The organism is Methanofollis tationis, from assembly GCF_013377755.1.
Taxonomy (GTDB): Archaea; Halobacteriota; Methanomicrobia; order Methanomicrobiales; family Methanofollaceae; genus Methanofollis; species Methanofollis tationis.
This window is the reverse complement of sequence record NZ_JABXWR010000001.1, coordinates 2,134,163-2,158,322: the sequence shown is the minus strand read 5'-3', so window position 1 is coordinate 2,158,322 and position 24,160 is coordinate 2,134,163. Positions and strand designations below refer to the sequence as shown.

The window sequence follows — 24,160 nt, the reverse complement described above, 5'->3', positions numbered from 1 at the left end:
GGGGCGCCCGGCACATGGATTGATGAGGTGCGGCGTCGATTACCGGGTACAGAGGTCGAAGCATCATGTCCGAAGAGATTACCATTGGAAAGGAGTTCAAACCGGCCCCCCGGTTCAGGGCCTATTACTTCCTTTCTCTGATCATCGTCATCGTGTTTCTGGTCGCCTTTGCGATCCTCCCGACCATTTTCGCCGGCGCCCCCCTCCCGGTGATACTCGCGATCGCCCTCGGGATCTCGGCGATCGCCGTCTTTGTCGGCGCATGGATCCCGATGTACTACCAGAGCATCCTCTACCACCTGACGCCGACCGAGATGACCTGGCGGCGGGGGGTCTGGTTCAGGCAGACCGGGATCGTGCCCTACAACCGGATCACAAACGTCGATATCATCCAGGGGCCGGTGATGCGCTATTTCGGCATCTCTGACCTCCGCATCCAGACCGCCGGCTACTCGGCGCAGCCGCAGGCCGAGATCAAACTGATGGGCATCGAGGAGCCCGAGCCCCTCAGGGAACTGATCATGGCCCAGGTGAGGGGACGAGCGCCGGTGGCGGCGGCGACCGGCGGCGCGGAGACGTCCGGGGAGGAAGGCGACGTGATCGCGGAACTGCGGGCGATCAGGCACCTGCTCGAAGGTATGGCCGGGGAAAAACGCTAGCGGCATCGGGTGATCGCCGCCCCCTCCCCTGCTGCGGGGCGGTGCAATCAGAGTGTTCCAGCCCTGCCGGAGAGAGAAGCAGGAGGGCAACAGAGATATATGATCCAAGGTGCAACAATAAACGGTATTTCGGGGCTTGTGGTCTAGTCGGTTATGACGTCGCCCTTACACGGCGAAGATCTCCGGTTCGAACCCGGACAGGCCCATGGGTTTTTGCCCCTGTTTTGAGAAATCGTGAATAAAACAGGATTTATTCCGGTTTTAGCACTCATGATAAGAGATTCGATAAATCGGGAAGCATTCTCGACCGATCCCTGCAAACATCCATCCGCTTCCAGAGAGAGCGTGATGCATCCCGTAACCGATTTGCGCCAGTATATCTTTTCGTTCGCCATTTTATGGGTTCAAATCTCCAATTTCCTCCTGTGGTCACAACTGGCCATTTGCAGCCGCACTTCACGTTCGGAACGGCCGCAGCCTGCACAGAACTACCGGTTAATATACTCCCGATGCCATACGTACATGAGAGACGGTACACACAGATGATGGAAGTCGAGTATCAGCCGACCAGCCTCAAGGATGTCCTCATCGAGATGAAGGACATCTCCGAGCTGATGGTTGACCTTGCCTATTCTGCGATCCTCTTCGAGAGCCGGGAGATCGCCGGCGAAATCGAGAACCTTGAAGAGATCATGAACCGCCACACCTACCAGGCGCGCATCTCCGGGATGCTCGGTGCCAGAAGGGTCGAAGAGGCGGAATCGATGAGCGGGCTCCTGCAGATCGCCGAGTCGGCGGAACGGATCGCCAACTCGGCCACCGAGATCGCACGGATCATCAGGAAAGGTGCAAAGTTCCCGCAAAAACTGCGCGAAGCCCTTCCCGAGGCCGAAGAGGTGACAGTGCGGATCGAGGTCGCCCCTCACGCCCTGCTCGACGGAACAACCCTCGGCGAGGTGAAACTCCAGAGCCGGTCCGGGATGCGGGTGATCGCGATCCGGCGCGGAAACGGCTGGATCTACGATCCCGACAAACGCTCCGTGATCAAAGGCGGGGACATCCTCCTTGCAAAGGGGATCGGTGCCGGCGTGGCTCCGCTCCATACGATGGCCGGAGCCACCCCCGAGCCCCACCGCGAATGGGCGCGGGCCGGGTGCGTCGACGATCTCGACCGGGCCGTCGCCCTGATGATCGAGATGAAGAACCTCTCGGAACTCGCCGTCGGTCTCGCCTACACCGCCCTCCTCTTCACCAACGAAGACCTTGCACGGGAGGTCAGAGCGCTTGAAGGGCGGATGGAGGATATGCGCTACCAGTTCGACCTCTGGGTCCTGGAAGCGGCAAAACGCATCGAGAACGTGGAATACCTCAGGGGCCTCCTCCACCTCTCCTCATTCGCAGAGACGATCGCAGAAGCGGCGTCTGCGATCGCCGACGTCCTCCTCCGCGATATCGAGATCCCCCCGGTGTTCAGGATGATTGTTCGGGAGTCCGACGAGATCATCACCCGTTTCGAGGTGGAAGAAGGATCGGCGCTTGCGAACCGAAGCCTGAAAGAGATGTCCCTCGCCACCGTCACCGGCATGGTCGTGCTTGCGATCAGGCGCGGCGGAGAGCGCTGGACGTACAGGCCGGGCAGAGACGAGCGCCTCTTCGCCGGCGACCTCATCGTCGCGAAGGGGCGTCGGGACGGCGAAGAGCAACTCGCAACCCTCTGCTCGGGTAAAAATACATAAGCATTATCATTCAAGAGAGTACGAAGATGGCGAATCAAGAAGATACGATAATCTATTCCCTCGGCCCTAACTGCGGGATCGGGGAGGTCGAAGAAGGGAAAACCTATGCAGGGACCGTTCAGGGCTTTGCAAACTTCGGAACCTTCGTCCAGTTGAACGCCCGGCTCAAGGGACTGATCCACAAGAGCAACATGGTTCAGGAGCACCAGGAGCGCGAGCAGATCTTTGTAAAGGTCATCAATATCAGGAACAACGGGAACATTGACCTTGCAGAGGTCCTGCCCCGGGTGTACCGGCTCGAGACTGTCACCAGGCGGGTCCATGTGACAAAAATGGGCGATCTCTCATCGCAGGTCGGCAGGAGCGTCACCCTCGAAGCCTCGGTCGCCCAGATCAAGCAGACGAGCGGGCCGACGATCTTCACCCTCGTCGATGAGTCCGGGAGCGGCAACGCCGCCGCCTTTATCGAGGCCGGCGTCCGGGCATATCCCGAGATCGAACTCGGGAGCACCGTGATGGTCAGCGGAGAGGTGATGCGCCGGCAGAACCAGCTCCAGATCGAGGTCAGCTCGATGGAGGCGCTCACCGGCGAGGACGCACAGAGAGTGCACGACCGGATCGAGACAGCCCTCGACGCGCGCGCCGAACCCGAGGATATCCCGCTCCTGATCGAGAGCGACGTCCTCGACCGCCTGCGCCCCGCGATGCGGAAAGTTGCAAAGATGATCAGGCGGGCCGTCTTCGAGGCGCAGCCGATCATCCTCCGCCACCATGCAGACGCCGACGGCATCTCGGCCGCCGTCGCCGTCGAGCAGGCGGTGATCTCCCTGATGCGCCAGGAAGGCGACGACCTGGACACCGCCTACTATCTCTTCAAGCGCTCCCCCTCAAAGGCGCCCTTCTATGAGATCGAGGACATCACCCGCGACCTCGACTTCGCCCTGAAGGACCACGAGCGGTTCGGGCAGAAGATGCCGCTGATCGTCCTGATGGACAACGGCTCCACCGAGGAGGACCTCCCCTCGATGAAGATGGCCCAGATCTATAGCCTCCCGATGATCGTCGTCGACCACCACCACCCGGACGCAATCGTCGACGACTACGTGATCGCCCATGTCAACCCCTACCACGTCGGCGGGGATTTCGGGGTCACGGCCGGCATGCTCGGGACCGAGGTGGCGCGGCTGATCAACCCGAAGGTCAGCGACGCAATCAGGCACCTGCCAGCCGTCGCGGGCGTCGGCGACCGGAGCGAGGCGCCCGAACGGCAGCGCTATCTCGACCTCATCGCAGAGGATTATTCCGAGCAGGAATGCAAGGACATCGCCCTTGCCCTGGACTACGAGCAGTTCTGGCTCAGGTTCAACGACGGCAGGGAACTGATCAAGGACATCCTCAATCTCAAGGGGAACCGCGACCTCCATAAGAACCTCATCGGCCTCCTGGTCGAATCGGCGAACGCGGCAATCGAAGAGCAGATGGCGGCGTCCATGCCCCATGTGGTCGAGGAGCGGCTCCCGAACGGGGCATATCTCTTCAGGATCGACGTGGAGATCTTCGCCCACCGCTTCACCTTCCCCCCGCCGGGCAAGACCTCGGGCGAGATCCACGACCGGCTCTGCCGGCAGCACCCGGGAGAACCGGTGGTCACTCTCGGTTTTGGCCCGGACTTTGCAGTGCTCCGCTCCCGCGGCGTGCTCATGAACATCCCGCGGATGGTCCGCGAACTCCATGACGAGATCACCGGCGGCGGCATCAGCGGCGGCGGTCACCTGGTCGTCGGCTCGATCAAGTTCGTCGAGGGTATGCGCGAAGCCTCCCTCAACGGCCTTATCGAGAAGATCGGGCAGGCCCCGGTCGAATAAGGCACCCGGAATCCATACCATCAATCTCTTTTTCTCTGATTTTGCGAAAGGCATAAGTTTTCCAAACCGCATGGGTAGGATCATTATGGAGCGAAGACTGGATCATACAGGGACAGGCATATGCGTGCTCTGCTGCCTTGCACTGCTGCTCTTTGCGGCACTTGCCGCTCCGGTTTCGGCACGGGGCGCCACCATTTCCGATGTCCTGCCGGGCGACACGATATTCGTCTATGAGGAGGGACTCGATATCACCGCCCTGCAGAATACCGCGACCGGCAACCCGGTCACTGCCCTCAGGCGTTTCACCGACGACGACGTCACAAAAGGGATCGTCAACGAGATCCCGGTGGCGGACGATACGAACCTTGACGTGCTGGACGCCTCGGTCAGGGGGTACACCGGGCTGTATTATGCCTACAGCCAGGCGGACGGCCTGACGACAAAGAGCGTCACCGTGCGTTATCCAGAAGTGAGCATCGAGGCGGTGCTCGCAAACCCGTATCATGCCGAGAGGATCGAAGGGATTACGATACCTGTCGGAACGTCGATCGCGATCAAGGTCGTCTCGCCGTTCGTGGGGAGTGATTATGTCGCTGGAGCGACCCATGCCTCCGTCGATATTGTCGTCACGACGCCGGGCGGCGCCGAGATGACCGCCTTCGGCGGGGCGAACCTTGCAAACCTTCCGGTCACGGCCCAGCAGTTCTACACCGACGACCTCGCCGCCCCGATCGTCCTCGACCGCCTTGAAGAGGGCACATACAGGGTGCAGGCGCGGTGGCGTTCTCCGCAGAGTTTTGCCGACTCCGCAGAGGACTCGAATGTAATCACGTTCTTTGTGGGCGACCGGATAGGAGTGGACGTCACGGTGACGCCGGCGACGACGGAGACCACAGCGCCACCGACGACGGCACCCCCTGCACCGACGGCCACGACACCGCCGGTGACGACCGCAACCACGGCCCTGCCGACCGCCACGGAGACCACAGCGCCGCCGACGACGGCACCGACGACGCAGGCGGCCGGGACAGCGCTCCTGCCCCTGATCGGTGCGGCGGCTGCACTCCTCCTGGTGTTGAGGCGGAAATAACACCTTTTTCAGAGCAAACCTGCCTGACCCCCGACCTGCGTCGCCGATAAACCAGAAATCAGTGTTCCCCTTCAGCGCGACTCAGGCCCGGACGCACGCATCCCCTCCTCGATCCATCTCCATGCCTCCTGGCGGTGTTCGGGCCTGAAGAACCTGACATCGGTGCTGGAGAAGAGGAAGAACGCCGGCTGAACAGAGAGCAGACGAGCCTCCCATTCCTCCCCACCGACGATCGCCTCACGCTCGACCGAGGAAACCTTGATGTCCTGAATGAGGTCGTCGGCCATCGCTCCGAAGTCTTCCCCCTTGAAATCGACGATATCGACCAGCACACGGACGGTGCCGTAGCGTTCGATCGCCAGGTCGATCGCCGGCATGAACACCTGCATGTAGTCCTCATCGGTGACGTCGCCGCTGATCAAAAACCCGATGACGCCTCCCGTGCTTTCCGGCAGTATCTCTATCATCTTCCCCACCCCGTGCCTGTCCTTCCCGACAGATGACTGAGAGTAAGGAGATCGTCCTGATAAATAGGTTGCCGGTTCCTGCCAGGGTCCACCGTCCCGGGCCCGGAGAGCACGACCGCGAAGACGGGGAGCACCGGCATCACCGGCATGATGGTCATGGGCGGAAGATCTCCGGATGGAGCGCCGCAAAGATCCCGGCACCGAAGATGAATCCTGCAGATACGCGTGGCGCCGACCGAAAAGGGCTTGATGCGAACGCCCGCAACGCCCCGCTCCAACCCGCATGCCCCCGCGAGTTAATCCCCAAAGAATGCCTATGGTACCATAAGGGTGCGACAGAGCATGAAAAAAACCATCATCACCGTCGTAGGCAAAGATGCAGTCGGGATCATTGCGAAGGTCTGCACATACCTGGCAGACAATCAGGTCAATGTTGAAGATATTTCCCAGACTATCGTGCAGGGCTATTTTAACATGATGATGATCGTCGATACCAGCGGGTCTTCCAGACCTTTTGGCGAGATGGTACGTGAACTTGAGAACCTCGGCGACGAAATCGGCGTAAAAATCAGATGCCAGCATGAAGACATTTTTACGAAAATGCACCGTATCTGAGGGGAATTCCGATGGTCACCCTATTTGAGGTAAATGAAACAAACAAGATGATCGAGCAGGAAAAACTTGATGTCCGTACGATTACTCTGGGCATCAGCCTTCTTGACTGCTGCGACGCTGATCTGGACATCTTGAACCAGAACATCTATGATAAAATCACCTGTGTAGCAAAGGATCTGGTCTCCACCGGCAGGGACATTGAACGTGAATATGGCATTCCCATCGTCAACAAACGCATCTCCGTCACCCCGATAGCACTGGTGGGTGGAAGGGCCTGCACGTGCCCCGAGGACTTTGTGGCGATTGCCAGGACCCTGGATAAGGCCGCCAGAGCGACGCAGGTGAATTTTCTGGGAGGCTACTCTGCTCTCGTATCCAAAGGCATGACCAGGACCGATGAAAATCTCATCCGCTCCATTCCCATGGCCCTCTCTTCCACGGAACGGGTATGCAGTTCCGTAAATATCGGCTCCACCAGGACCGGGATCAACATGGACGCCGTCAAATTGATGGGTGAGATTGTTAAGGAGACTGCAGAGGCGACAAAAGAACACAACTCCCTGGGCTGTGCAAAACTGGTCGTCTTCTGCAACGCTCCCGACGACAATCCATTCATGGCCGGTGCCTTTCACGGCGTGACCGAAGCAGATGCCGTGATCAACGTGGGGGTCAGCGGCCCCGGGGTTGTCAAGCATGCCCTTGAGGGAGTCAGGGGCGAGAACTTTGAAGTCCTCTGCGAGACCGTGAAGAAAACGGCCTTTAAAGTCACCCGGGTCGGGCAGCTGGTGGCCCAGGAAGCCTCGGAGAGGCTCGGGGTTCCTTTCGGGATCGTCGATCTCTCTCTGGCGCCGACGCCCTCGGTGGGCGACAGTGTGGCAGAAATTTTAGAGGAGATGGGCCTGGAATCTACAGGCGCTCCGGGGACCACCGCTGCCCTTGCCCTGTTGAACGACCAGGTAAAGAAAGGGGGCGTCATGGCAAGTTCCTTCGTCGGCGGACTCAGTGGCGCCTTTATCCCGGTCAGCGAGGACCAGGGCATGATCGATGCGGTAAACCGCGGGGCCCTGACGCTTGAAAAACTTGAGGCGATGACCTGCGTATGCTCGGTCGGCCTGGATATGATCGCCATCCCCGGAAACACGTCCGCCGCCACGATCTCCGGCATCATCGCCGATGAAGCGGCGATCGGCATGGTGAACCAGAAGACAACCGCCGTCCGCCTGATCCCGGTAATAGGAAAAGATGTCGGCGATACGGTGGAGTTCGGAGGGCTGTTAGGGCATGCACCGGTTCAGCGGGTAAACACATTTGGGTGTGAAGATTTCATCAACCGTGGCGGCAGGATACCTGCACCGATTCATAGTTTCAGGAACTGAGAATCAGGGGTTTTGGTCAGATGAAGGTTGAAACCCTCATACCGAGTTTGATATCTCCCCTTTAATCGCAGGGAGGGAGCGCGTATCCCCCGCCTTCCCCCTCCTGCCTGCCGGGGGCAGCAGTTCCCCGGCGCAGGCACGCCAGAATAGGATTTCCATGAAAAACATTTCATGGGGTATGCTTGTGTCCCCTTCCCGGACTCATGTGCGATTCAACAGAACCAAGGCGCGGATATTTTCCGACCGGGCCGGAAGATCGCCCGCCACCGCTTTTCCGTCATCCCCGACGGGATCGAATGCCCCGTAATGACGGAGCAAGGATTTCCACGCCCCAGAGATAATATTTTGGCTTCACGAACGCCTCTCAATCGCCCTTTCGCCATCGAACCGACCGGGCACTGGCATACCCGAACACTCGCGCAGACAAACCGGCAGTCAAAACAAAGACTATATATAATAATCGACTATTACATCTAACACGCCGAGGATTCGAGATGGTCGATAAAAAAAGTATCCGGGATAAGTACAACGATACCCAGAGCCGGATTGTATATTATCTCAAAAACGGCATACAGCGAGGCAAACACTATTTCAAATCGAAATATATTGCCAACGATCTCGGTCTTTCGTCAAAGGAGGTCGGGACGAACCTCGCCATACTCGCTGAAATCTGCGAGGAGCTCGAGATCACCCGCTGGAGTTATTCAAACTCCACCACCTGGCTGGTCAGCCCGCGAGCGGCATAATTATTATATCACCCTTCGATTTTTAAGTATGGAAAAGATCATATCGTTCGATTCTGAGATCGAGTTTGTCGCCAGGATCAATGAGGTCAAGGACTGTCTGATGCAGCAGGGACCGGAAGGTTCGAGCAACGAAGACCCTGGAAAGCTCTGGTTCAATATCGATGTGCCAAAGGGTCACGGCTTCAAGGCCGGCGATCGGGTACGGATCACCGTTGAAAAGATCTGAAAGGTAGGATCCTTTCGCTCCCTCTTTTGCGCACCAACCGATCGGCCCATTCCCATAAAAGACAGCAACAGAATCATATTCACGATTGCGCCACCAAGATCTAAAAAATCATAGAGAAACTATGAAATAGGGCGGCATCACACTATCTGATAATGGGAGAGGGGAAACTCAAACTCTGTGTCTTCGGCACCTTCAACGCCGGCAAATCCAGTTTCGTCCAGGCGCTCGATCCCCACACGCGGCATATCGAAGCGAACTGCCCGGGCGGAACCACGACGGTCGCCCTTGATTTCGGCAGGGTAAAGATCGGAGAGCAGATGGTCTACCTCTTCGGAACCCCCGGCCAGGAACGCTACGAATTCGTCCGCCATATCCTTGCGCGTGGGATGGACGGTGCGATCATCATCGTGGATTCAACGGCCGCGCCCGATGATATGACCAGAAAACTCCTGGCCTGGCTGAAAGACCAGAGCGTGCCGGTGGCCCTCATGCTGAACAAATGCGACCTTCCCGGCTCCTCCCCCTCCCGTTTTGCGCATGAGATCGGGGATGCCGCCGTCCACCTCATTTCAGCGAAAAACGGCGAGAACGTGCATGAAGCGCTCTCATCATTCGTGGGCACCATTGTAGGGTGAAAACCCGGCGAAAACCAAATAGTATATCTTTTCTGAGACGTCACCATTGATTTGATGGCGACCAAAGGGACTGCAGTTTTTCCCACGATTCTCTGCCTCTGTATGCTGACCTGTACCGGGGGCTGCACGGGCATCGGTTTTGGAGAGGTGACCTATAGCAGCGGGCAACTTGAGGTCATGGTGGACAACACCGGCGAACCCGAGGAGGCGACGCTGCAGGTGACCATCTTCAGGACGGACAATTTCACCCAGACCGGGGTGGCGAACTTTGCAGAGGTGGTGACCTTCCAGCGGGGGTCAAACACGTTCACCTTCCCGGTTGACCTCGAACCCGGCACCTATAAGCTCTACCTCTATATCTCGAAGGGGAGTGCCAGAACCGTTTCGGTGATCAGGGACATCACGGTGTAGACAATGCAGAGAATGATAGAGGCGGCGCGGGGGCGCATCCCGGCCGACACCACATACACCGGGGGGGTCCTCTTCAACCCCTTCACCTGTTCGTGGGAGGAGACCGCATTTGCCGTCAGGGACGGGATCGTTGTCGGCCCGGGGGAATACGAAGCAGAAAAAACGGTCGACCTCGGCGGCGCCAGGGTCGTCCCCGGCCTCATCGACGCCCATGTCCATATCGAAAGTTCGCTCCTCACCCCGTGCGAGTATGCACGCTGCGTCGTTCCGCACGGGACGACGACGGTGATCGTCGATCCCCACGAGATCGCCAACGTCTCGGGAAAAGAGGGAATAGAGTTCATCCTCGCCGAAGGGAGCAGATCAGGCATGTCCATCCTCGTCACCCTCCCCTCATGCGTCCCGGCCACGCCGCCTGACAGGGGGGGGCTGTCCTCTCTGCAGACGACCTCCTCTCCTTCGCAGGGAGAAAAGAGATCGTCGGCCTCGGCGAGATGATGAACGTCCCCGGCGTCCTGGGCGGCGACCCTGAGGTCTGGAAGAAACTCGGCATCTTCCCGGTCAGGGACGGGCACGCCCCGCTCCTCACCGGAAAAGACCTCAACGCCTACGTGCTATCAGGGCTGCAGAGCGATCACGAATGCACCTCCTACACCGAAGCCGCGGAGAAACTGCGCCTCGGCATGTACATCATGATGCGGGAGGGCTCGACCGAGCGGAACCTTGCGGCCCTCGCCCCGCTGCTGACGCCGTGCACGGCGTCGCGCTGCTGCCTTGCCACTGACGACCGGCACGCCGATACGCTTGCCCGCGAGGGGCATATCGACGGATGCATCAGGAAACTGGTGGGCTACGGCGTCCCGCTCGAACTCGCCCTGCGTGCGGCGACCCTGACGGCTGCAGAGCGCTTCCGTCTGTCCGACAGGGGAGCGATCGCACCCGGGCGGCGGGCCGATTTCTGCGTGCTTGCAGGAGGCGACGAGTTCAGGGTGAAGGAGACCTATATCCTCGGCCGCCGCTACACGGACCCGGGCTACCGGGAGGCCGCCTGTCCGAAGCCGCAGATCACCTGTCGCCTGCCCGGGCCCGAAGACCTCGCCCTGCACGGGACGGGGACGGCACGGGTGATCGGGCTGGTGGAAGGCCAGATCGTCACCGAGACGCTCTCCATCCAGGCGGACGCGGCCGCGATCCCCGACCTTGAGAGGGATATCCTCAAAGTGACGGTCTGCGACCGCTACCGCGGCGAGGGGGCGGGTGTCGGACTGGCCCACGGGTTCGGCCTGAAAGAAGGAGCCCTTGCCGCAAGCGTCTCCCACGATGCCCACAACATTGTGGCGGTCGGCGTCTCGGACGCGGCGATCATCGCCGCCATCGGCGAGGTGATCAGGAACCGGGGGGCGATGGTGGCAGTATCACAGGCCGGGACGACCGTTCTTCCCCTGCCATGCGGCGGGCTGATGGCGACGGCGCCGTATGGTGAGGTCGTCGCCGCGCTCGACCGCCTTGCAGAGCAGACACGTTCGATGGGGGCAATCGAGAACCCATTCATGTACCTCTCGTTTCTGGCTCTCACCGTGATCCCGCACCTGCGCATCACGCCCCGCGGCGTCTTTGACGGCGACGCCTTTACCGACGTCCCCCTCTTTCAGGAAGAGCCATGAACGACGAGCATATCATCGAGGCGATAGGAAAGACGCGGGTCGTCGTGCGGGACGGGCAGGTCGTCGAGGTCGGCGACCCCCTGATCCGCGCCTGCCCCCTGGCCGAGCGCTTCGGCAGACCGGTGCGGGAGATGACGAAAGAGGCGATCCGGGAGAACATCGAGGAGCGGATCCGCTCGTTCGGGATGTGCACCCCTGACCGCCAGGTGCTTGCCGGCCCGGATTTTGTCCTGTTCGGGGCCTCCGAGTTGCTCTCCTGCGCCATACGCAGGGGTCTGCTCGACTGTGCCGTCATCGCCTGCGACGGCGCCGGCACGCTGGTCGCACAGAACCCGGCGCTCGTCCAGGGCATCGGCGGGAGAATGTCCGGTCTGGTGAAGACCTCGCCGATCCCCTGGGTAATCAGGCGGATCGAGGCGAACGGCGGCCTCGTCCTCGACCCGGCGACGGCGGCGATCGACCAGGTGGGAGGCGTGGCCTTCGCCCGCACCCTGGGGTGCGCCAGGGCGGCGGTCACGGTCGCCAGCCCTGGCGACGCAGAGAGAATCCGCCGCCTCTTCCCGGAGACCCTCATCGTCGGCGTCCACACCACCGGTCTCACGGCAGAGGAGGCGGAACGTCTCGTCGCCGTCGCCGATATCGTCACCGTCTGCGCATCCCGGCACCTCCGCGAGGCGGCCGGAACGGTGGCGCTCCTCCAGGGCGGGGCCGCGATCCCGGTCTTTGCCCTGACGCAACAGGGCAAGGAGATCATTCTTGAAAAGATCCGGGAGACCGACGCCCCGGTGTTTATCAAAGCAGAGCGGCTCCCGGTCGCCGGGAAACGCGAACCCGAACCCCTCATCTGATCTTTTTTTGTGTTGAACACGTCCGATCGCCGTTGAAAGGGCTTTCCCTGGAGACAGAGCAATCATTTCTTCAAAAAAAATTGTTTCTCATCCGGCAGGAGAGTGCCGGTTCAGCACCAGAGGTGCGATTTCTCTTCGACGATCTCCGACCGCGCCTGCCTGTCGCGTCTGCGAAAAACCATTGATACCCTGTCCCTTCCTGATGCCACCCACCAGAGGATAGAACAGAATGGTTCAACCCATTTCCTGTCGTGTTTAATCAATAGAGCAAAGGCATTATGGAAATATATAACCTCAAAGGTCTATTTTTTCTTCGGGTGCTGGAAACGGCATCCACACACGAACCAGAGGGATCACCTGAACAAAACGAGAAAGTGTCCTCAGGAGAGCGCCGCACGATACTCAAAACAGGTGGGCCTGATCTGAAGACAGGTCCCTGAACCGTTATGAGTATAAAATCTGCCTCCTCAACAACGGGAGGAGAAGGGAAGGAAGGATACCGCCTCATTCACCCTCCTCCCATCAAGCGTCGGGGACCTGCGGGCCGGATCGTACGCACCGCCAGAGGTCAGGTGCAAAGGACGTCCTGATAATGCCGTCGCAGGCCTGTTTCAGAGGATATGCTCACCTCTTGAGTTTTAATTCGTATTCCCAACGATTTTAAAAGACAACCTGGAGAAAAGAGGGAAAAACCGTGCAAAAACTGAAAGACGAACTCTCACAATCACGGACTGCCTTTTTCGAGGAGGTGCGCACTCTCCATGAAGCAGATGTGCTGTCGCAACCGGTACCCTCCGCGGGTGAGGAGGCACCGGCCGATGCAATCCTCGCTGCACTGGCGTTGGTGCCGGGGTATGCACACCGCTCCTGCGAAGAGACCTCTGCATCCGGCTAAAAAAAAGAGGAGGACAGGGGTGAGATTGGTCAGGTACGATATCTGCGGCATGACGCATACCGGCCAGAAAGGCCGGAACGAAGATGCGTACACCGTGATAGAGATCGCCGACGCATCTCTTCTCGCCGTCGCCGACGGGGTGGGCGGGGAGGTGCACGGCGACCGGGCGGCGCAGATTGCGATCGAGAGTGTCACCGCCGCCTTCACCGGGACATACCGGCGGGGGATGGAAAGGGGGGAGATCAGGGATCTTCTGGCGTCCGCCTTTGCCGAAGCTGACCTCAGGATCAGGGAGGCGGCGAAGAGCGAGGGAAGAATGGGAACGACCCTTGTCGCCGCCATCGTCACAAACCGCTGCGCCGTGATCGCAAACTGCGGAGACAGCCGGGCGTTTGTCACCGGGAACGGTCTGAGGTTTAAGACGCGGGAACACACGTTGGTACAGATGCTGCTCGAACTGGGATCCATCGACGCCGCAGAGGCGAGGCACCACCCCCTCAGGAACGTGATCGTCCATGCGCTCGGCATCACTATGACGGTCGACCTCTATGAAGAGGATCTCCGGCCAGGAGAGATCCTGGTCCTCTGTAGCGACGGCCTTCCAGACGAAGCGGCCCGGGAGATCCTCTCTTCGGGGGCTGAGAGGAGGAGCGAGGAGATCGCGCGGGAACTCCTGCAGGGGGGCCTCGCCAGATCAGACGACGACGTGACTGTTGTCGTCTTGAAAGAATAGATCTATTTTATCTTGCAGGGGTGAAGGGGGCAGAGCGAGAAGACCCCGCCCTTTAGGCCGGGGTAGTTCACGTGATCAGCGCCAGCCAGGCCAGGAGCAGGGCGACGATCGCCGGCTGGTGGACGAGATAGATCAGGAGCGAGTTTCGTCCCATTATGCAGACGATCTCAGACCCGGCCAGATTGAACGCAGGCAGGAAAAATCGCCGTTTGCCGCCGGGATAGAGGAGGAAACCGGCACCCATCCCGATCAGCGCAACCCCGAGCCAGGGGGCCAGCGGCACATAGTCCACGCTGTAAAAGACAGCCGGATGGATGCCGAGGGGCACGAGCCAGTACGGTCCGGTCACCCTGTCGAGAGGAAGGGCCGCAAGCGCGATCCCTGCCCCCAGGAGAAGGTTCCACCTCCCGAACCTGAGGAAGATGGGGGCGAGGATGATCGCCGTCCCGATGAGGTGGAGGATCCCGAATACGATGAACCCGTCGCCGATGAAGAGCCAGGTGGCGATGGTGGCGAGCAGCCCGAACGCGAAGATCTTCCCCCCCCGCCATCCATAGTCCAGCCAGAGAGAGAGGCCGGTTTCCCGGTCTTTTCGTCTGGCATAGCTGATCGGCAGGGACAGACCGGCAAGGGCGATGAAGAGGGTGGCGGTGGCAAGGGCAAATAATCGCCAGAACCCGCCCAGCACATCGATCGCCGCGACCCCGAAGAAGGCGAGATCGAAGAGGAGATGGTAGACAAGCATCATGATGATGGCGACGCCCCGCAGGAAGTCGATCTCCCGAAAACGCTGCCGGGAAGTATGGGTGGAGAGAAGGCCCCGCAACGGTGTCGAGAGAGAGAAGATATCCCTGTTCATCCGATTTCTACCCCGTGATGTCCCTTCTGCTGCCCTTTCATTGTCTGCCTGCCATTCCTGATACTTCTTAGGAGAGGATGGGCATCAACATATCTGCACACGGACATGGTCAGGTCCGTGGTCCTGAGCGCCAGCCGGACAACACAAATCCCTCATAAACACGGAAGAGAAACAGGGCGGCGCCTGAGGCAGAAGATCAGGCGATCGGAAGCAGGGTGAGGGCGGCGCCTACGACCAGCGGGACGACAAGGTTGTCGTCTATCGGGGAGATCAGTTCGGCGACGGCGGCGACGGCGGAGGCGGTCAGGGCGGCGACCGGCCCGGTGAACGTCAGGAGGACCGCACACAGGACGGCGAAACCGGAGAGTGATCCTTCAAGCGTCCTGCCGTTCACAATCCGGTGCCTGCCGAAGCGGATGCCTGCAGCGGTGGCGACAGCGTCGAGGAGGGCAAGGGAGAGGACGGCGACGAACGCCACGTCTGGCCTGAAGATGATCGAGCAGAAGAGCGCACTCGCCACAAAATAAAACGAACCTTTTCCCGGGAAGGCGCCGTCCCTCTCGAAGGCGCCGTCCCTCTCGAAGGCGCCGACCAGTTCGGCGATGATCGGGACATACCATCCTTTCAGGTGCGCTTCAAGACAGACGAGACCGCCGAGGAGACCGGCGGCGTAGATCATCGGGGCCATCCGGGGATCAGGGATGAGGAGGACGGCTGCAATGGCGGTGCCGAAGATGAGATGGACGGCCTGGCGCCCGTATTCATCCATGCGTGCTGATGGTATGCGATAGGATAATAGCCCTGCGGTTTTCCCTCTTCGAAGGATTAATCCATCTGCTGACGAAAATGAAGGGCATGGACAGTGAGACCTACGAGGAAGTCGTCTGCAGGCATTGCGACGGTGCCGGATGCACGTATTGCGATAAAAAAGGTCGGGTGTCTGCCAGAAAACCGGCCTGCCTCTGCAAGAGGTGCGGCGGCGACGGCTGCATCTATTGCGGATATACCGGATGGGCAGACGTCAAAGGAAAATATGAGCAGTGATCCTCATCTCTTTCTGAGGGCGAAGAGGATCAGGGGAATAAAGGCGGCAGGGAGGGGGGAGGCCGACGCGGGCGTGGTTGCCGGGGTGGAGGGCACCGTTGTCTCCACAGTCGTCAGCGGGATCAGGTCGGCGCTGATCTCCGTCGTACCGCTCCCATTTACCACCGCCGCGCCCGACCAGGGTTCATAACCGCTTGCGTTGACGCCGACCCGATATTCGCCCGGCCCAAGCCCCTTCAGGGTCAGAGGGGCGGCGCCGATCTCTTCTCCGTTCACCGCAACCCGGGCACCGTCCACCGATGCGTCGATCGTCAGCGTTCCCCCGGTGTCAGGGGTGAGACCGGGGCTGCGAAGACTGATCCCGACCGTGCCGTACACGGCATTGCGTGCGCCGAGGGCTCCCCTCGCCGCCGGCGTGTCAGAGGCGTACAGGGTGTACGCGCCAGGGTCAAGGGCGAGTCCGGCGGTCTTCCAGCGGTAGTTCCAGCGGTTGTCGTCGCCGGTGGAGACGACGGTGAAGGATGATTTCGACCCGGTCGCGACCGGAGAGAGGCGGTCAAGGCTGACGCCGCCGGCGGCGAGGTTCGGCCCGGTGAGGAAGAGATATACGTCGCCGCCCCCGGTCGAGGTCCCCGAAAGCGGGATGTCTTCACCGAGTACGGCCTCGATCGTCGCTGCGGAGACCGCCGGAGCCCCGAGGAGAAAGAGGGCGACGATCGCCCATACCGTGCACCTGAACAGAGGACACCATCTCATGTCCGGAAAATATATGCCGATACCATGATAAAGCCCCGGTTTTTGCTCCCGGAGGGATCGCCCGGCCCCGCACACCGGGGGGTGACCTGATCCAGACAGCATTATATAGTACGCGGTGCCCATCCACCCCTGGAGACGTCCTATGCAAAAAGCACGGCGATACATCTGCAAGTACTGTGGGTATATCTACTCGCCCCTGCGGGGTGAGCCGCACCGCGGTATACCGGCCGGAACAGAGTTTGAAGATCTGCCCGACGATTATATCTGCCCGGTCTGCGGCGCTACAGGAAAAGGGCCAATCGGAACCTGGGGGTTCGAGTTATGGGAGCCGACCCGTTTTGTCTGCAAGATCTGCGGCTACGTGTATGACGAAAAACGGGGAGAACCCCACCGCGGCATACCTCCGGGAACGAAATTCGACGACCTTGCCGAGGATTACACCTGCCCGGTCTGCGGCCTGGACCCAACGATCACCGAACATTACGGAAAAGTAGGGAAGAGTCAGTTCGAACCACTGGAGTACTGACTTCTATTCAGGTTTGTGAAGACGACCCTGTCGATGATCTCCACAAACCTCCTCGATTCGGTATCACCCATTCCCACATCGCCATTTTCTTCGATTCTCAGGTCGACATCGCCATCGGCAAACTCCGCAATGACAAGGAGGCGACCGGCGACCGGTTCCCCAAAAATATTTCTCAACTCCTCGTTTTTATTCAGGTCCTCGATGATCTGTGCAAGGGCGTCCATTCTGATGCCCACCCGCTTCACACTTCCCCCCTGTCAACGCACTCACGTGGTGACCTGACGGCATATTGTAATACTGATATATAAAATAGGAGGGGACCCCCAGGTACTTTTTCTCTGCCGACCACCCCGCAGGTCTCCTGCGGGATGAAAAAGAGGGGATGAGAGCATATCCCGGGAAAAGCCGAAAAATTCTCAAAGCCGATCTGAAATGGACGGGATATCTCATAGAACCCATTAAGACGAAAAAAGGGATATTCCTGCAATATCATGAGCATTTTAACAAAAAACATTGAGAATCCACAGAATAAACATCAGTAAGAATATATGCCGCAAGATCCTAGGTAGTGTTTCAGATCTTCTGTAATTCGTCTGAGCCCTGTCTCCTTGTTTGATCATTCCCCCTCCATCGTCAAATATCTTCTGCCGGTCACCCACTCCTCATTGATGTCCATCAGGATGGATCCTGCCAGCCTGAGGAGTGACTCTTCATTGGGAAAGGCCCCTACAACTTTGGTTCTCCGTTTCAGTTCCTTGTTGACTCTTTCCATCATGTTCGTCGTTCGGATCCGCTTTGCGTGCTCTTTCGGGAACGCCGTGTAACTCATAAGTCCCGGGATGAATCTCTCGATCGTATTGGCCGCTTTCCGATATCCTCGTTCGTTCAGATCGTCTGCAAGCTCCTGCAGTCTCTCCTCGTCCCCATATGCCTCCTTCAAGGACTCAGCAACTTCTTTCTGATGTTTCCGTGGAATATTCTTTAAAACCGCCCGGGTGCAATGGACCGAGCACATCTGCCACGATGCGCCGAGGAAGGCGGCTTCCGCCGCCTTCTGGATCCCGGCATGACCATCTGAGACAACCATCTTGACACCCACCAATCCTCGTTCTTTGAGGTCTTCGAACAATCCCGACCAGAACATCTCATTTTCACAATCAGTGATTCTAGCTCCCAGGATTTCCCGGTAGCCATCCATTCGAACACCGGCGATCACCAGAAGAGCTTTGGTGATGTACCGTGGTCCCTCTCTGACTTTGTAGTACGAAGCATCCACAAAGAGATAGGGAATCTCCTGTTCAATCGGCCTCTGAAGGAATGCATGGACCTGTTCATCGAGGTCCTTTGCTATCCTGGATACTGAAGCAGGAGAGAGTTGTTCGATGCCAAAATGAGCAACAATCTCCTGGATCCGGCGGGTTGAGACTCCCTGAAGGTAGGATTCAAAGATAGCATTCTCAAGAGCCTTCTCAACCCGGGAATAGCGTCCAAATACCTGTGTTTCGAAGGGAAATTCTCGGAACTGCGGTTTCTGGAGGATCGTTTCTCCATATCGGGTTTTCAGAGATCGCTTCTTGTAGCCGTTTCGGTGAGCCTTCCGCGCATCGGTTCGTTCATACTGCTCGGCTCCCGCCTGGTGGAGGGCTTCGAGCAGCATCACCTGGTTGAGGAACCAGGTGATGAGGGTCTTCATGCCATTCTCATTATCGGAAAGATAATCTTCGATTAACGCTAAGGGATCCATGGCCCTGTTTCTCCTTTCTGCAAATCTAGGTTGGATTCAGGGCCAAATTATTTTTACAGAAGATTCGTTACACTGTCAGATCCTACCGGTGATCGGCACATGAAAATAAAAATGATGATGTATCAAGATTCGATGGACGACTGGTACAACGGAGAGTTCAGGGAGTGCGTACGCAATGTCAATCTCTACCGGGCCGTCGCACTGAAACTGAACACGGTTCAAGAAACCCATCTGGAAATCAGGGATCTCTGAAGAGCAGATATCCCGCACCGCCGGCATTCTATTTTATCGCTGCCGGCATGACACTGCCTTTTTCTGAAAGTTTTGCCAGAACGATTATAGCGGCGCACCGGAGGCGATCGGCACACCTGTATCCAGAGCCGATCAATCACACTGACCCCCCCTCAAGGTCGCTGATCCCCGACCTGGCTCGTACAGGCGAGTGCCCGGGTGATTATCCGGGCAATCTCGACGGTCCCGATTCGCATCCCGAGCCGATCCAGATCCCCTGCCCTGAGCAGTTGTCCGGGCCCGGGCAGCCGGCCCGCTTTCAGGGCGAGCAGGATGTCGCGTTCAGCCTCCATCTGAGGAAACGCTGCCATGACCTCTGCGGTATAAGCACCGGGATCGTCCATGTGGCTGAGGAGGAGGCGCACGCTCTCGAACGCCGGGACGATCCCGTCGCCGACGATGGGGTAGACGCACCCGATCGCCTCGCCGACCCCCCATATCTTTCTGTCAGGGGAGACAAAGGGCAGGGCGCCCGAAGGCGCTGTAACCCGCAGAAGACTCCGGCACCTGCAGATGGGCAGACCGATTGCATCTTCGAGGAGATGACACCCCTGCAGAAGGGAAGCCGGGTCCGTCAGGTGGCTGATGCAGCCGATGTGGCGAAGATTGCAGCCTATGGGAAAGGACCAGGCATATCCCCCGTTCACATACCTGACCATGGGGACGGACTGAAGGGCCGGCGAGACCTGTACGCGCACCTGCACGCACTGACCGAGGCAGTCTTGAGGTACCGGCGGCAGAAAAGCCCGCGCCGTCCCGGTCGCATCGATGAGGCGGTCGTAGCGCGATGGATCAGGCGACCCCGCAATGACCGTAATGCCGCTCTGCAAATCGCGGATCAGGCGGGGCTTGTCGATCGTCATCAGCGCGGCCTGGACCTCATGGTCCTCGAAGCGCACCGAGGAGAAGCGTTCGAGAATATAGGCCTGATAATCGAGTCCGGCGGCGGCAAGGAGCGGGGCTATCCCGGCCGTCGTCATCCAGGCGCACGGGGCGATCCCGCAGGGGTTTGGATGCGGCAGATCATAGAGATCGATCTCGTAGCCTTCGGCAAGAAGGAGCCGGGCGCAATAACTCCCGGCTACACCTGCACCGGCAATTGCTACCTTCATCAGATTGTGGAATAGATACATCTGGTTATCAACATTGCGCCCGGAAGATGCAACGCCCACGCACGGGTCAGAGGCTGAAAAAGAAACGCAATAAGCAGACTCGGGGCGTGAAATCGGGACAACCCGCGTGAAAGAGCGATGAACCAGAAATATGCTCTCCGCCTTGCGGAAAAACATCACAAAAGTATGCGAGGGAGGCGATTCGAACGCCCGAACACCTGCGTGACAAGGCCCTCAACCTTGCGCCTTTGACCTAGCTCGGCAACCCTCGCCTGTTACCCTATAAACAATGATATACTGGTTAAATAATCTATCGCTCGATCCGGCCTCAGGATGCCCCTCGTCCAGGATCAGAGAGGAAAAAGCCCGGGATAGGGGCAGGTTTCAGACGCCAGAGCGCACACGAGCAGAACCCCAGGATTAATATGCACCACAGATGTACATTCTGGCAGATATGTGGGCAACACTCATGCGGGAATTCTCCGATTCGCCCGCTCAGAGCAGGGTGGTTCGTTTTCTCCTTGAAAACGGTTTCGGGGTCTCACCTGAAGGCAAAATCACCTGCAACGGCATAGAAATACCGGCCACCCATATCGCCCGCGCCATCAAGATTGACCGCAGGGTTGTGGACGCCACGGCACGGCGGATCACGTCCATGGAGGAGACGGGCGACATCTTCGCGCGCATGAGGGCCACCCCCGACCTCTCAGAGGTGGCCGGATACCTCAACCTCACGGTCATCACCATCATCCCGAACGATGCCCAGCAAAAAGGGATCGTCGGAGCGGCGGTCAGGGTGCTCTCCAGGCACGACCTTGCGATCAGGCAGATCTTCGTCACCGACCCCTACTTCGCCGAAGAGCCCAGACTGGTCATCATCCTGGACGAGTCACTGCCTACCGGCGTGCTCGAAGAGTTGCGGGCCCTCCCACAGGTAAAACAGCTGATCATCTGAGGTGGCGGAGGGGTTCGAGGTCGAGGCCGAGCCTGAACGCCCGCACCAGATATTTTCTTCCAAGGGCGATCGAGCGGTCCCACCGCTCTTCGGGAGTGATCTCCCGCGTCCCTTTTACCAGATTGTCGGCATGGGCGACAATCCTCTCCTCGAGGCGTTCTGGCATGGCGTCAACCGGAGGAAGGCCAAGAAGCGCGGATTCCTCAAGGGTCAGGCCGGCGCCGAGGTGCCGGCCGACGATGCGAACAACCCCGTCGGGGCACCCCATCGCCGCCGCCAGATCGGCCCCGACGCCGGCATGGCCAGGGGCATGCGTCTCTGAACGCCCGAGGTCGTGGAGCATCGCCCCTGCTTCGAGCAGACGCCGGTCAACGACCGATGAACGCGCATACGCCCGGGTCGCCCCGGCCACGGTCAGGCAATGGGCGATCACTCCCTGATCGCAGCCTGCTTCTTTGAGAACACGCTCATACATGCCCGGTAGATTTCCGTATCGCCTCGATCCTCCGTTTGAGCGCGCCGAGAAGCATCTCATTATCGAAGTGCTTCAGGGGCTGTCCGCACCGGGGACAGGCGAAATCGGTGGCGAACACGTCATTGAAGGTGAAGATGCCGCACTCATCGCAGATGAAGAAATCGTTCTCCTCTTCGTATTTCTCCCTCTTCACCAGGAGTTCGAGGACGTGCTCAAGTTCCTCTTTCAGCACCGGATATACCTGATCGGTCCTCAGCATCCAGAGATAGGTCAGCCATCCAGTGTCGGGATCTTTGATACGCCGGTATTCGGCAAGCCTCCTCTCGTAAAGCGTATATAACGTATGCCGAACAGAGTTGAGGTTGATGCCGGTTTTTTCCGCAAGTTCCTCATCGGAAAACTCCCCTTCGGGCGGGAACCGTTCCATGAGGTTGATTCCCTCGTTTCCGATCAGACGGAGAAGATAGGCCCGGATCGCCGGGTCTGCCAGCATCTCGTCTTTGCCAACCATCACGAGATATATGTACGGACGCGTGTTATAATTCTATCCAGCATGGCGCAGGCGGCAGCGCGGTCCGGGCCCTGCCCGTAGACGCTGACCACGGCGCCCCCTTCTTCTATCTCGGTGCCGGGCCAGGGAATATCAGCGCAGATATCAGAGAGGCGAGAAAGATCTGCATGCACGGTGAGGTCGCGGTCGGCAAAGAGTATTGTCCGTGCGCACACCTGCCCGGCCCGAGGCCTGGCGGCGGGAAGCACGCCTGTGCAGGCGTCGACATGCAGGCCGAATATGCTCTGCCCGGTTGCCGCCTCCACGGTGTCGAGGGTGCCCTGAAACCGCGGGTTGATCTCGATCGCCCATGCATCGTCGCTGGCGACGAAGTCCACCCCGACCGAACCGACACAGCCGCTGAGGGCCACCGCACGCTCGGCGATATCGGCCATGCGTGCCGAGAGGGGGTGGTCGAACGGGGTGATCGAGCCGGAGAAACCGTATGCCCTATCCCCCTCCCCGCCCCGCAGGATCTGCTCGTTGACGGCGACAGCCACCGCCCGGCGCCCGTCTGCGATGCAGGAGACGCTTGCGGGCGTGCCGGCGACGCATTCCTGCACCAGATAGGGGACGTCGGGCCACTCCTCTTCCCAGGCCCGCAGGTCTTCCTCCGACGACGCCACCCGGTTCCGCCATCCGCCGGCGCCGCGGCGCGGCTTGACCATCGCCGGGTAGGCCCCGGCCCGGCACGCCGGCACCGGGATCGCATTTTCCTCGAAGAACCGCTGGATCTCGTATTTGTCCAGGAACCTGGCCGAGACCTCAGGCGGAGTGCCGGCCCTGCGAACCGGGACGGTCATGCCCTCGGCCCCTGATGTGGCGACAAACCAGTCGATGCTGCGGCCGGCAGAGATCTCCTCGACCAGATCGGGGACCTCGTCGAGTTCGTCAAAACGGCGGTGCTCGCGTGCGTCCCGGCAGAGGTCCTGGTCACAGAAATGGTCGACAGCGTATACCTCGTAGCCGGCTTTTTTTGCAGAACTGACCACATGCCTGGTCGCAAAACCCGCGACAAGCACCCGACCCTTCACAGCTCGATCACCCGCTTCCCGACCTTACAGGGCTCGACACGGATCTTCGCGTCAGGGAAGTCTTGCTCGATCTCCCTGCCCATGAACAGGCGGTCGAGGAATACGGCCAGGCTCGAGATCTCGGAGTGGGGCTGGTTTGTGACCGAGACATTATAGTCGACCATGCCGTAGACGTCGCCGGGGACCTTCTCGGCGCCGACGATGATGAGCAGGTCTTCGGGGCGCTCCCGCACCGCGGCGACGACCTCACCGACCTCAAGCCCGTACATCGTGAGATGGGCGACGATCCCGCCGCGCTCTTTCCACTCCCTGATGCACTTCTTCCATTTCACATCGTTTTCAACAAAGAAGTTCCCGCCCCAGCGTTCCACGACGTCGCCGATGGATGCGACGACGCCGGTGTCGTTTGCGGCCAGGTACATGCCGTTCGCACCCAGTGCCCGCGCCGTGAGCCCGACATGGGTGGTGACCCGCTGATCCCGCTCAGGCCGGTGGCCGAGTCTGAGGATACATACTTTCCTCATCTGTTCTCTCCCTTCCGTGCATAGTCAGGTATTTTTATGACGCCGTTCTCGATCTCCAGGGTGGTGCCGACGCCGTGCCTGATCTGGCACGTGAGAATCGACTCCTCGATCGAGAGGGTGCGGAGATCGTCTCCTCTCTGTTCGATCAGGAGATATGAAGTGAGTCTCCGAACAGAAGATTCGACTGCCGCCGCATCGCCGCCCATATAATCGATCAGGGCGGGAAGGGTCGCAGCCCTGTTCCAGGCGATTGCATGATAGACCGCCCAGTCGAATTCTTCGGTTTTCACACCCAGATCTGTGCCGGGAGCCACAATATACTTT

General features: G+C 59.4%; 29 protein-coding genes and 2 tRNA genes. 18 read left to right on the top strand and 13 right to left on the bottom strand.

What is annotated here, in order from left to right; all coding sequences use genetic code 11:
* Positions 1-65: 65 nt before the first annotated feature.
* From HWN36_RS11260 to HWN36_RS11240, 5 genes are all read left to right on the top strand, one after another.
* A complete protein-coding gene (locus HWN36_RS11260) occupies positions 66-659 on the top strand; it encodes a PH domain-containing protein (protein WP_176789472.1) in 594 nt (197 codons plus the stop codon).
* A 132-nt stretch (positions 660-791) separates the two neighbouring features.
* Positions 792-865: transfer RNA gene (locus HWN36_RS11255), tRNA-Val, on the top strand.
* 336 nt (positions 866-1,201) lie between these two features.
* Entirely contained in the window at positions 1,202-2,395 is a 1,194-nt protein-coding gene (locus tag HWN36_RS11250; protein WP_176789622.1) for a potassium channel family protein, read from the top strand.
* A gap of 26 nt (positions 2,396-2,421) precedes the next feature.
* Positions 2,422-4,260 carry a DHH family phosphoesterase gene (locus HWN36_RS11245; protein WP_176789471.1) on the top strand — a complete coding sequence of 613 codons (1,839 nt, stop codon included), beginning with the start codon at positions 2,422-2,424 and terminating at the stop codon, positions 4,258-4,260.
* Positions 4,261-4,345: 85 nt separating this feature from the next.
* On the top strand, positions 4,346-5,350 hold the full coding sequence (locus HWN36_RS11240) for a DUF3821 domain-containing protein (RefSeq protein WP_176789470.1): 1,005 nt from the start codon (positions 4,346-4,348) through the stop codon (positions 5,348-5,350).
* Positions 5,351-5,421: 71 nt separating this feature from the next.
* On the opposite strand, the gene HWN36_RS11235 is transcribed toward HWN36_RS11240, so the two are convergent.
* The gene (locus HWN36_RS11235; protein ID WP_176789469.1) at positions 5,422-5,817 is read right to left on the bottom strand and encodes a SpoIIAA family protein; all 396 of its coding nucleotides are present in this window, start codon (positions 5,815-5,817) and stop codon (positions 5,422-5,424) included.
* Between the two features lie 342 nt (positions 5,818-6,159).
* Between HWN36_RS11235 and HWN36_RS11230 the strand changes: the two genes are divergently transcribed.
* The 10 genes from HWN36_RS11230 (at position 6,160) to HWN36_RS11190 (ending at position 13,966) form a co-directional block, all read left to right on the top strand.
* Positions 6,160-6,432 carry an ACT domain-containing protein gene (locus HWN36_RS11230; RefSeq protein WP_004039276.1) on the top strand — a complete coding sequence of 91 codons (273 nt, stop codon included), beginning with the start codon at positions 6,160-6,162 and terminating at the stop codon, positions 6,430-6,432.
* An 11-nt stretch (positions 6,433-6,443) separates the two neighbouring features.
* A complete protein-coding gene (locus tag HWN36_RS11225; RefSeq protein ID WP_176789468.1) occupies positions 6,444-7,808 on the top strand; it encodes a PFL family protein in 1,365 nt (454 codons plus the stop codon).
* A gap of 494 nt (positions 7,809-8,302) precedes the next feature.
* On the top strand, positions 8,303-8,554 hold the full coding sequence (locus HWN36_RS11220) for a DUF7123 family protein (protein ID WP_004039278.1): 252 nt from the start codon (positions 8,303-8,305) through the stop codon (positions 8,552-8,554).
* A gap of 28 nt (positions 8,555-8,582) precedes the next feature.
* A complete protein-coding gene (locus HWN36_RS11215) occupies positions 8,583-8,780 on the top strand; it encodes a hypothetical protein (RefSeq protein WP_176789467.1) in 198 nt (65 codons plus the stop codon).
* Between the two features lie 152 nt (positions 8,781-8,932).
* Complete coding sequence (locus HWN36_RS11210) at positions 8,933-9,415, top strand: GTP-binding protein (RefSeq protein WP_176789466.1); 483 nt, start codon at positions 8,933-8,935, stop codon at positions 9,413-9,415.
* A 102-nt stretch (positions 9,416-9,517) separates the two neighbouring features.
* The gene (locus HWN36_RS11205) at positions 9,518-9,826 is read left to right on the top strand and encodes a hypothetical protein (protein ID WP_176789465.1); all 309 of its coding nucleotides are present in this window, start codon (positions 9,518-9,520) and stop codon (positions 9,824-9,826) included.
* A 3-nt stretch (positions 9,827-9,829) separates the two neighbouring features.
* Positions 9,830-10,324 (top strand): amidohydrolase family protein, encoded by a 495-nt coding sequence (locus HWN36_RS12290; protein ID WP_343044981.1) that lies wholly within the window; start codon positions 9,830-9,832, stop codon positions 10,322-10,324.
* Entirely contained in the window at positions 10,321-11,490 is a 1,170-nt protein-coding gene (locus tag HWN36_RS11200; protein WP_343044980.1) for an adenine deaminase C-terminal domain-containing protein, read from the top strand. Before HWN36_RS12290 ends, HWN36_RS11200 begins: the two co-directional genes overlap by 4 nt.
* Positions 11,487-12,338: a methanogenesis marker 8 protein gene (locus HWN36_RS11195; protein WP_176789464.1), complete on the top strand. Its 852-nt coding sequence runs from the start codon at positions 11,487-11,489 to the stop codon at positions 12,336-12,338. The genes HWN36_RS11200 and HWN36_RS11195 overlap by 4 nt, the downstream gene beginning before the upstream one ends.
* Positions 12,339-13,252: 914 nt before the next feature.
* Positions 13,253-13,966, top strand: coding sequence for a protein phosphatase 2C domain-containing protein (locus tag HWN36_RS11190; protein WP_176789463.1), 714 nt, complete (start codon positions 13,253-13,255; stop codon positions 13,964-13,966).
* A gap of 67 nt (positions 13,967-14,033) precedes the next feature.
* Here HWN36_RS11190 and HWN36_RS11185 read toward each other — a convergent pair whose 3' ends face one another.
* Positions 14,034-14,825 carry a heparan-alpha-glucosaminide N-acetyltransferase gene (locus HWN36_RS11185; protein ID WP_176789462.1) on the bottom strand — a complete coding sequence of 264 codons (792 nt, stop codon included), beginning with the start codon at positions 14,823-14,825 and terminating at the stop codon, positions 14,034-14,036.
* A 196-nt stretch (positions 14,826-15,021) separates the two neighbouring features.
* Positions 15,022-15,594: a diacylglycerol/polyprenol kinase family protein gene (locus tag HWN36_RS11180; protein WP_176789461.1), complete on the bottom strand. Its 573-nt coding sequence runs from the start codon at positions 15,592-15,594 to the stop codon at positions 15,022-15,024.
* An 86-nt stretch (positions 15,595-15,680) separates the two neighbouring features.
* On the opposite strand from HWN36_RS11180, the gene HWN36_RS11175 reads away from it, so the two are divergent.
* Positions 15,681-15,869: a hypothetical protein gene (locus HWN36_RS11175; protein WP_176789460.1), complete on the top strand. Its 189-nt coding sequence runs from the start codon at positions 15,681-15,683 to the stop codon at positions 15,867-15,869.
* A 3-nt stretch (positions 15,870-15,872) separates the two neighbouring features.
* Here the strand turns inward: HWN36_RS11175 and HWN36_RS11170 are convergent, their stop codons facing one another.
* A complete protein-coding gene (locus tag HWN36_RS11170; RefSeq protein WP_176789459.1) occupies positions 15,873-16,625 on the bottom strand; it encodes a PEGA domain-containing protein in 753 nt (250 codons plus the stop codon).
* 142 nt (positions 16,626-16,767) lie between these two features.
* Here HWN36_RS11170 and HWN36_RS11165 point away from each other — a divergent pair, with 142 nt between their 5' ends.
* Entirely contained in the window at positions 16,768-17,151 is a 384-nt protein-coding gene (locus HWN36_RS11165; RefSeq protein WP_176789458.1) for a rubredoxin, read from the top strand.
* On the opposite strand, the gene HWN36_RS11160 is transcribed toward HWN36_RS11165, so the two are convergent.
* The 4 genes from HWN36_RS11160 to HWN36_RS11140 form a co-directional block, all read right to left on the bottom strand.
* Complete coding sequence (locus HWN36_RS11160; protein ID WP_176789457.1) at positions 17,127-17,396, bottom strand: hypothetical protein; 270 nt, start codon at positions 17,394-17,396, stop codon at positions 17,127-17,129. The two genes, HWN36_RS11165 and HWN36_RS11160, sit on opposite strands and share 25 nt — an antisense overlap.
* 371 nt (positions 17,397-17,767) lie before the next feature.
* Positions 17,768-18,895: an IS256 family transposase gene (locus HWN36_RS11155; protein ID WP_176789456.1), complete on the bottom strand. Its 1,128-nt coding sequence runs from the start codon at positions 18,893-18,895 to the stop codon at positions 17,768-17,770.
* A 404-nt stretch (positions 18,896-19,299) separates the two neighbouring features.
* A complete protein-coding gene (locus HWN36_RS11145) occupies positions 19,300-20,298 on the bottom strand; it encodes an NAD(P)/FAD-dependent oxidoreductase (RefSeq protein ID WP_176789454.1) in 999 nt (332 codons plus the stop codon).
* Positions 20,299-20,485: 187 nt separating this feature from the next.
* Positions 20,486-20,570: transfer RNA gene (locus HWN36_RS11140), tRNA-Leu, on the bottom strand.
* A gap of 182 nt (positions 20,571-20,752) precedes the next feature.
* Here HWN36_RS11140 and HWN36_RS11135 point away from each other — a divergent pair.
* The gene (locus tag HWN36_RS11135) at positions 20,753-21,253 is read left to right on the top strand and encodes a regulator of amino acid metabolism, contains ACT domain protein (RefSeq protein WP_176789453.1); all 501 of its coding nucleotides are present in this window, start codon (positions 20,753-20,755) and stop codon (positions 21,251-21,253) included.
* On the opposite strand, the gene HWN36_RS11130 is transcribed toward HWN36_RS11135, so the two are convergent.
* From HWN36_RS11130 to HWN36_RS11110, 5 genes are read right to left on the bottom strand one after another with little or no spacing between them, the layout of a single operon-like run.
* Positions 21,246-21,728: an HDIG domain-containing metalloprotein gene (locus HWN36_RS11130; RefSeq protein ID WP_176789452.1), complete on the bottom strand. Its 483-nt coding sequence runs from the start codon at positions 21,726-21,728 to the stop codon at positions 21,246-21,248. The two genes, HWN36_RS11135 and HWN36_RS11130, sit on opposite strands and share 8 nt — an antisense overlap.
* On the bottom strand, positions 21,721-22,239 hold the full coding sequence (locus tag HWN36_RS11125; protein WP_176789451.1) for a transcription factor: 519 nt from the start codon (positions 22,237-22,239) through the stop codon (positions 21,721-21,723). The genes HWN36_RS11130 and HWN36_RS11125 overlap by 8 nt, the downstream gene beginning before the upstream one ends.
* On the bottom strand, positions 22,239-23,312 hold the full coding sequence (locus tag HWN36_RS11120; protein WP_176789450.1) for an ATP-grasp domain-containing protein: 1,074 nt from the start codon (positions 23,310-23,312) through the stop codon (positions 22,239-22,241). Before HWN36_RS11120 ends, HWN36_RS11125 begins: the two co-directional genes overlap by 1 nt.
* Positions 23,309-23,836, bottom strand: coding sequence for a tRNA (cytidine(56)-2'-O)-methyltransferase (locus HWN36_RS11115; RefSeq protein ID WP_176789449.1), 528 nt, complete (start codon positions 23,834-23,836; stop codon positions 23,309-23,311). Before HWN36_RS11115 ends, HWN36_RS11120 begins: the two co-directional genes overlap by 4 nt.
* Entirely contained in the window at positions 23,833-24,126 is a 294-nt protein-coding gene (locus tag HWN36_RS11110) for a MarR family transcriptional regulator (RefSeq protein ID WP_176789448.1), read from the bottom strand. Before HWN36_RS11110 ends, HWN36_RS11115 begins: the two co-directional genes overlap by 4 nt.
* Positions 24,127-24,160 lie beyond the last annotated feature (34 nt).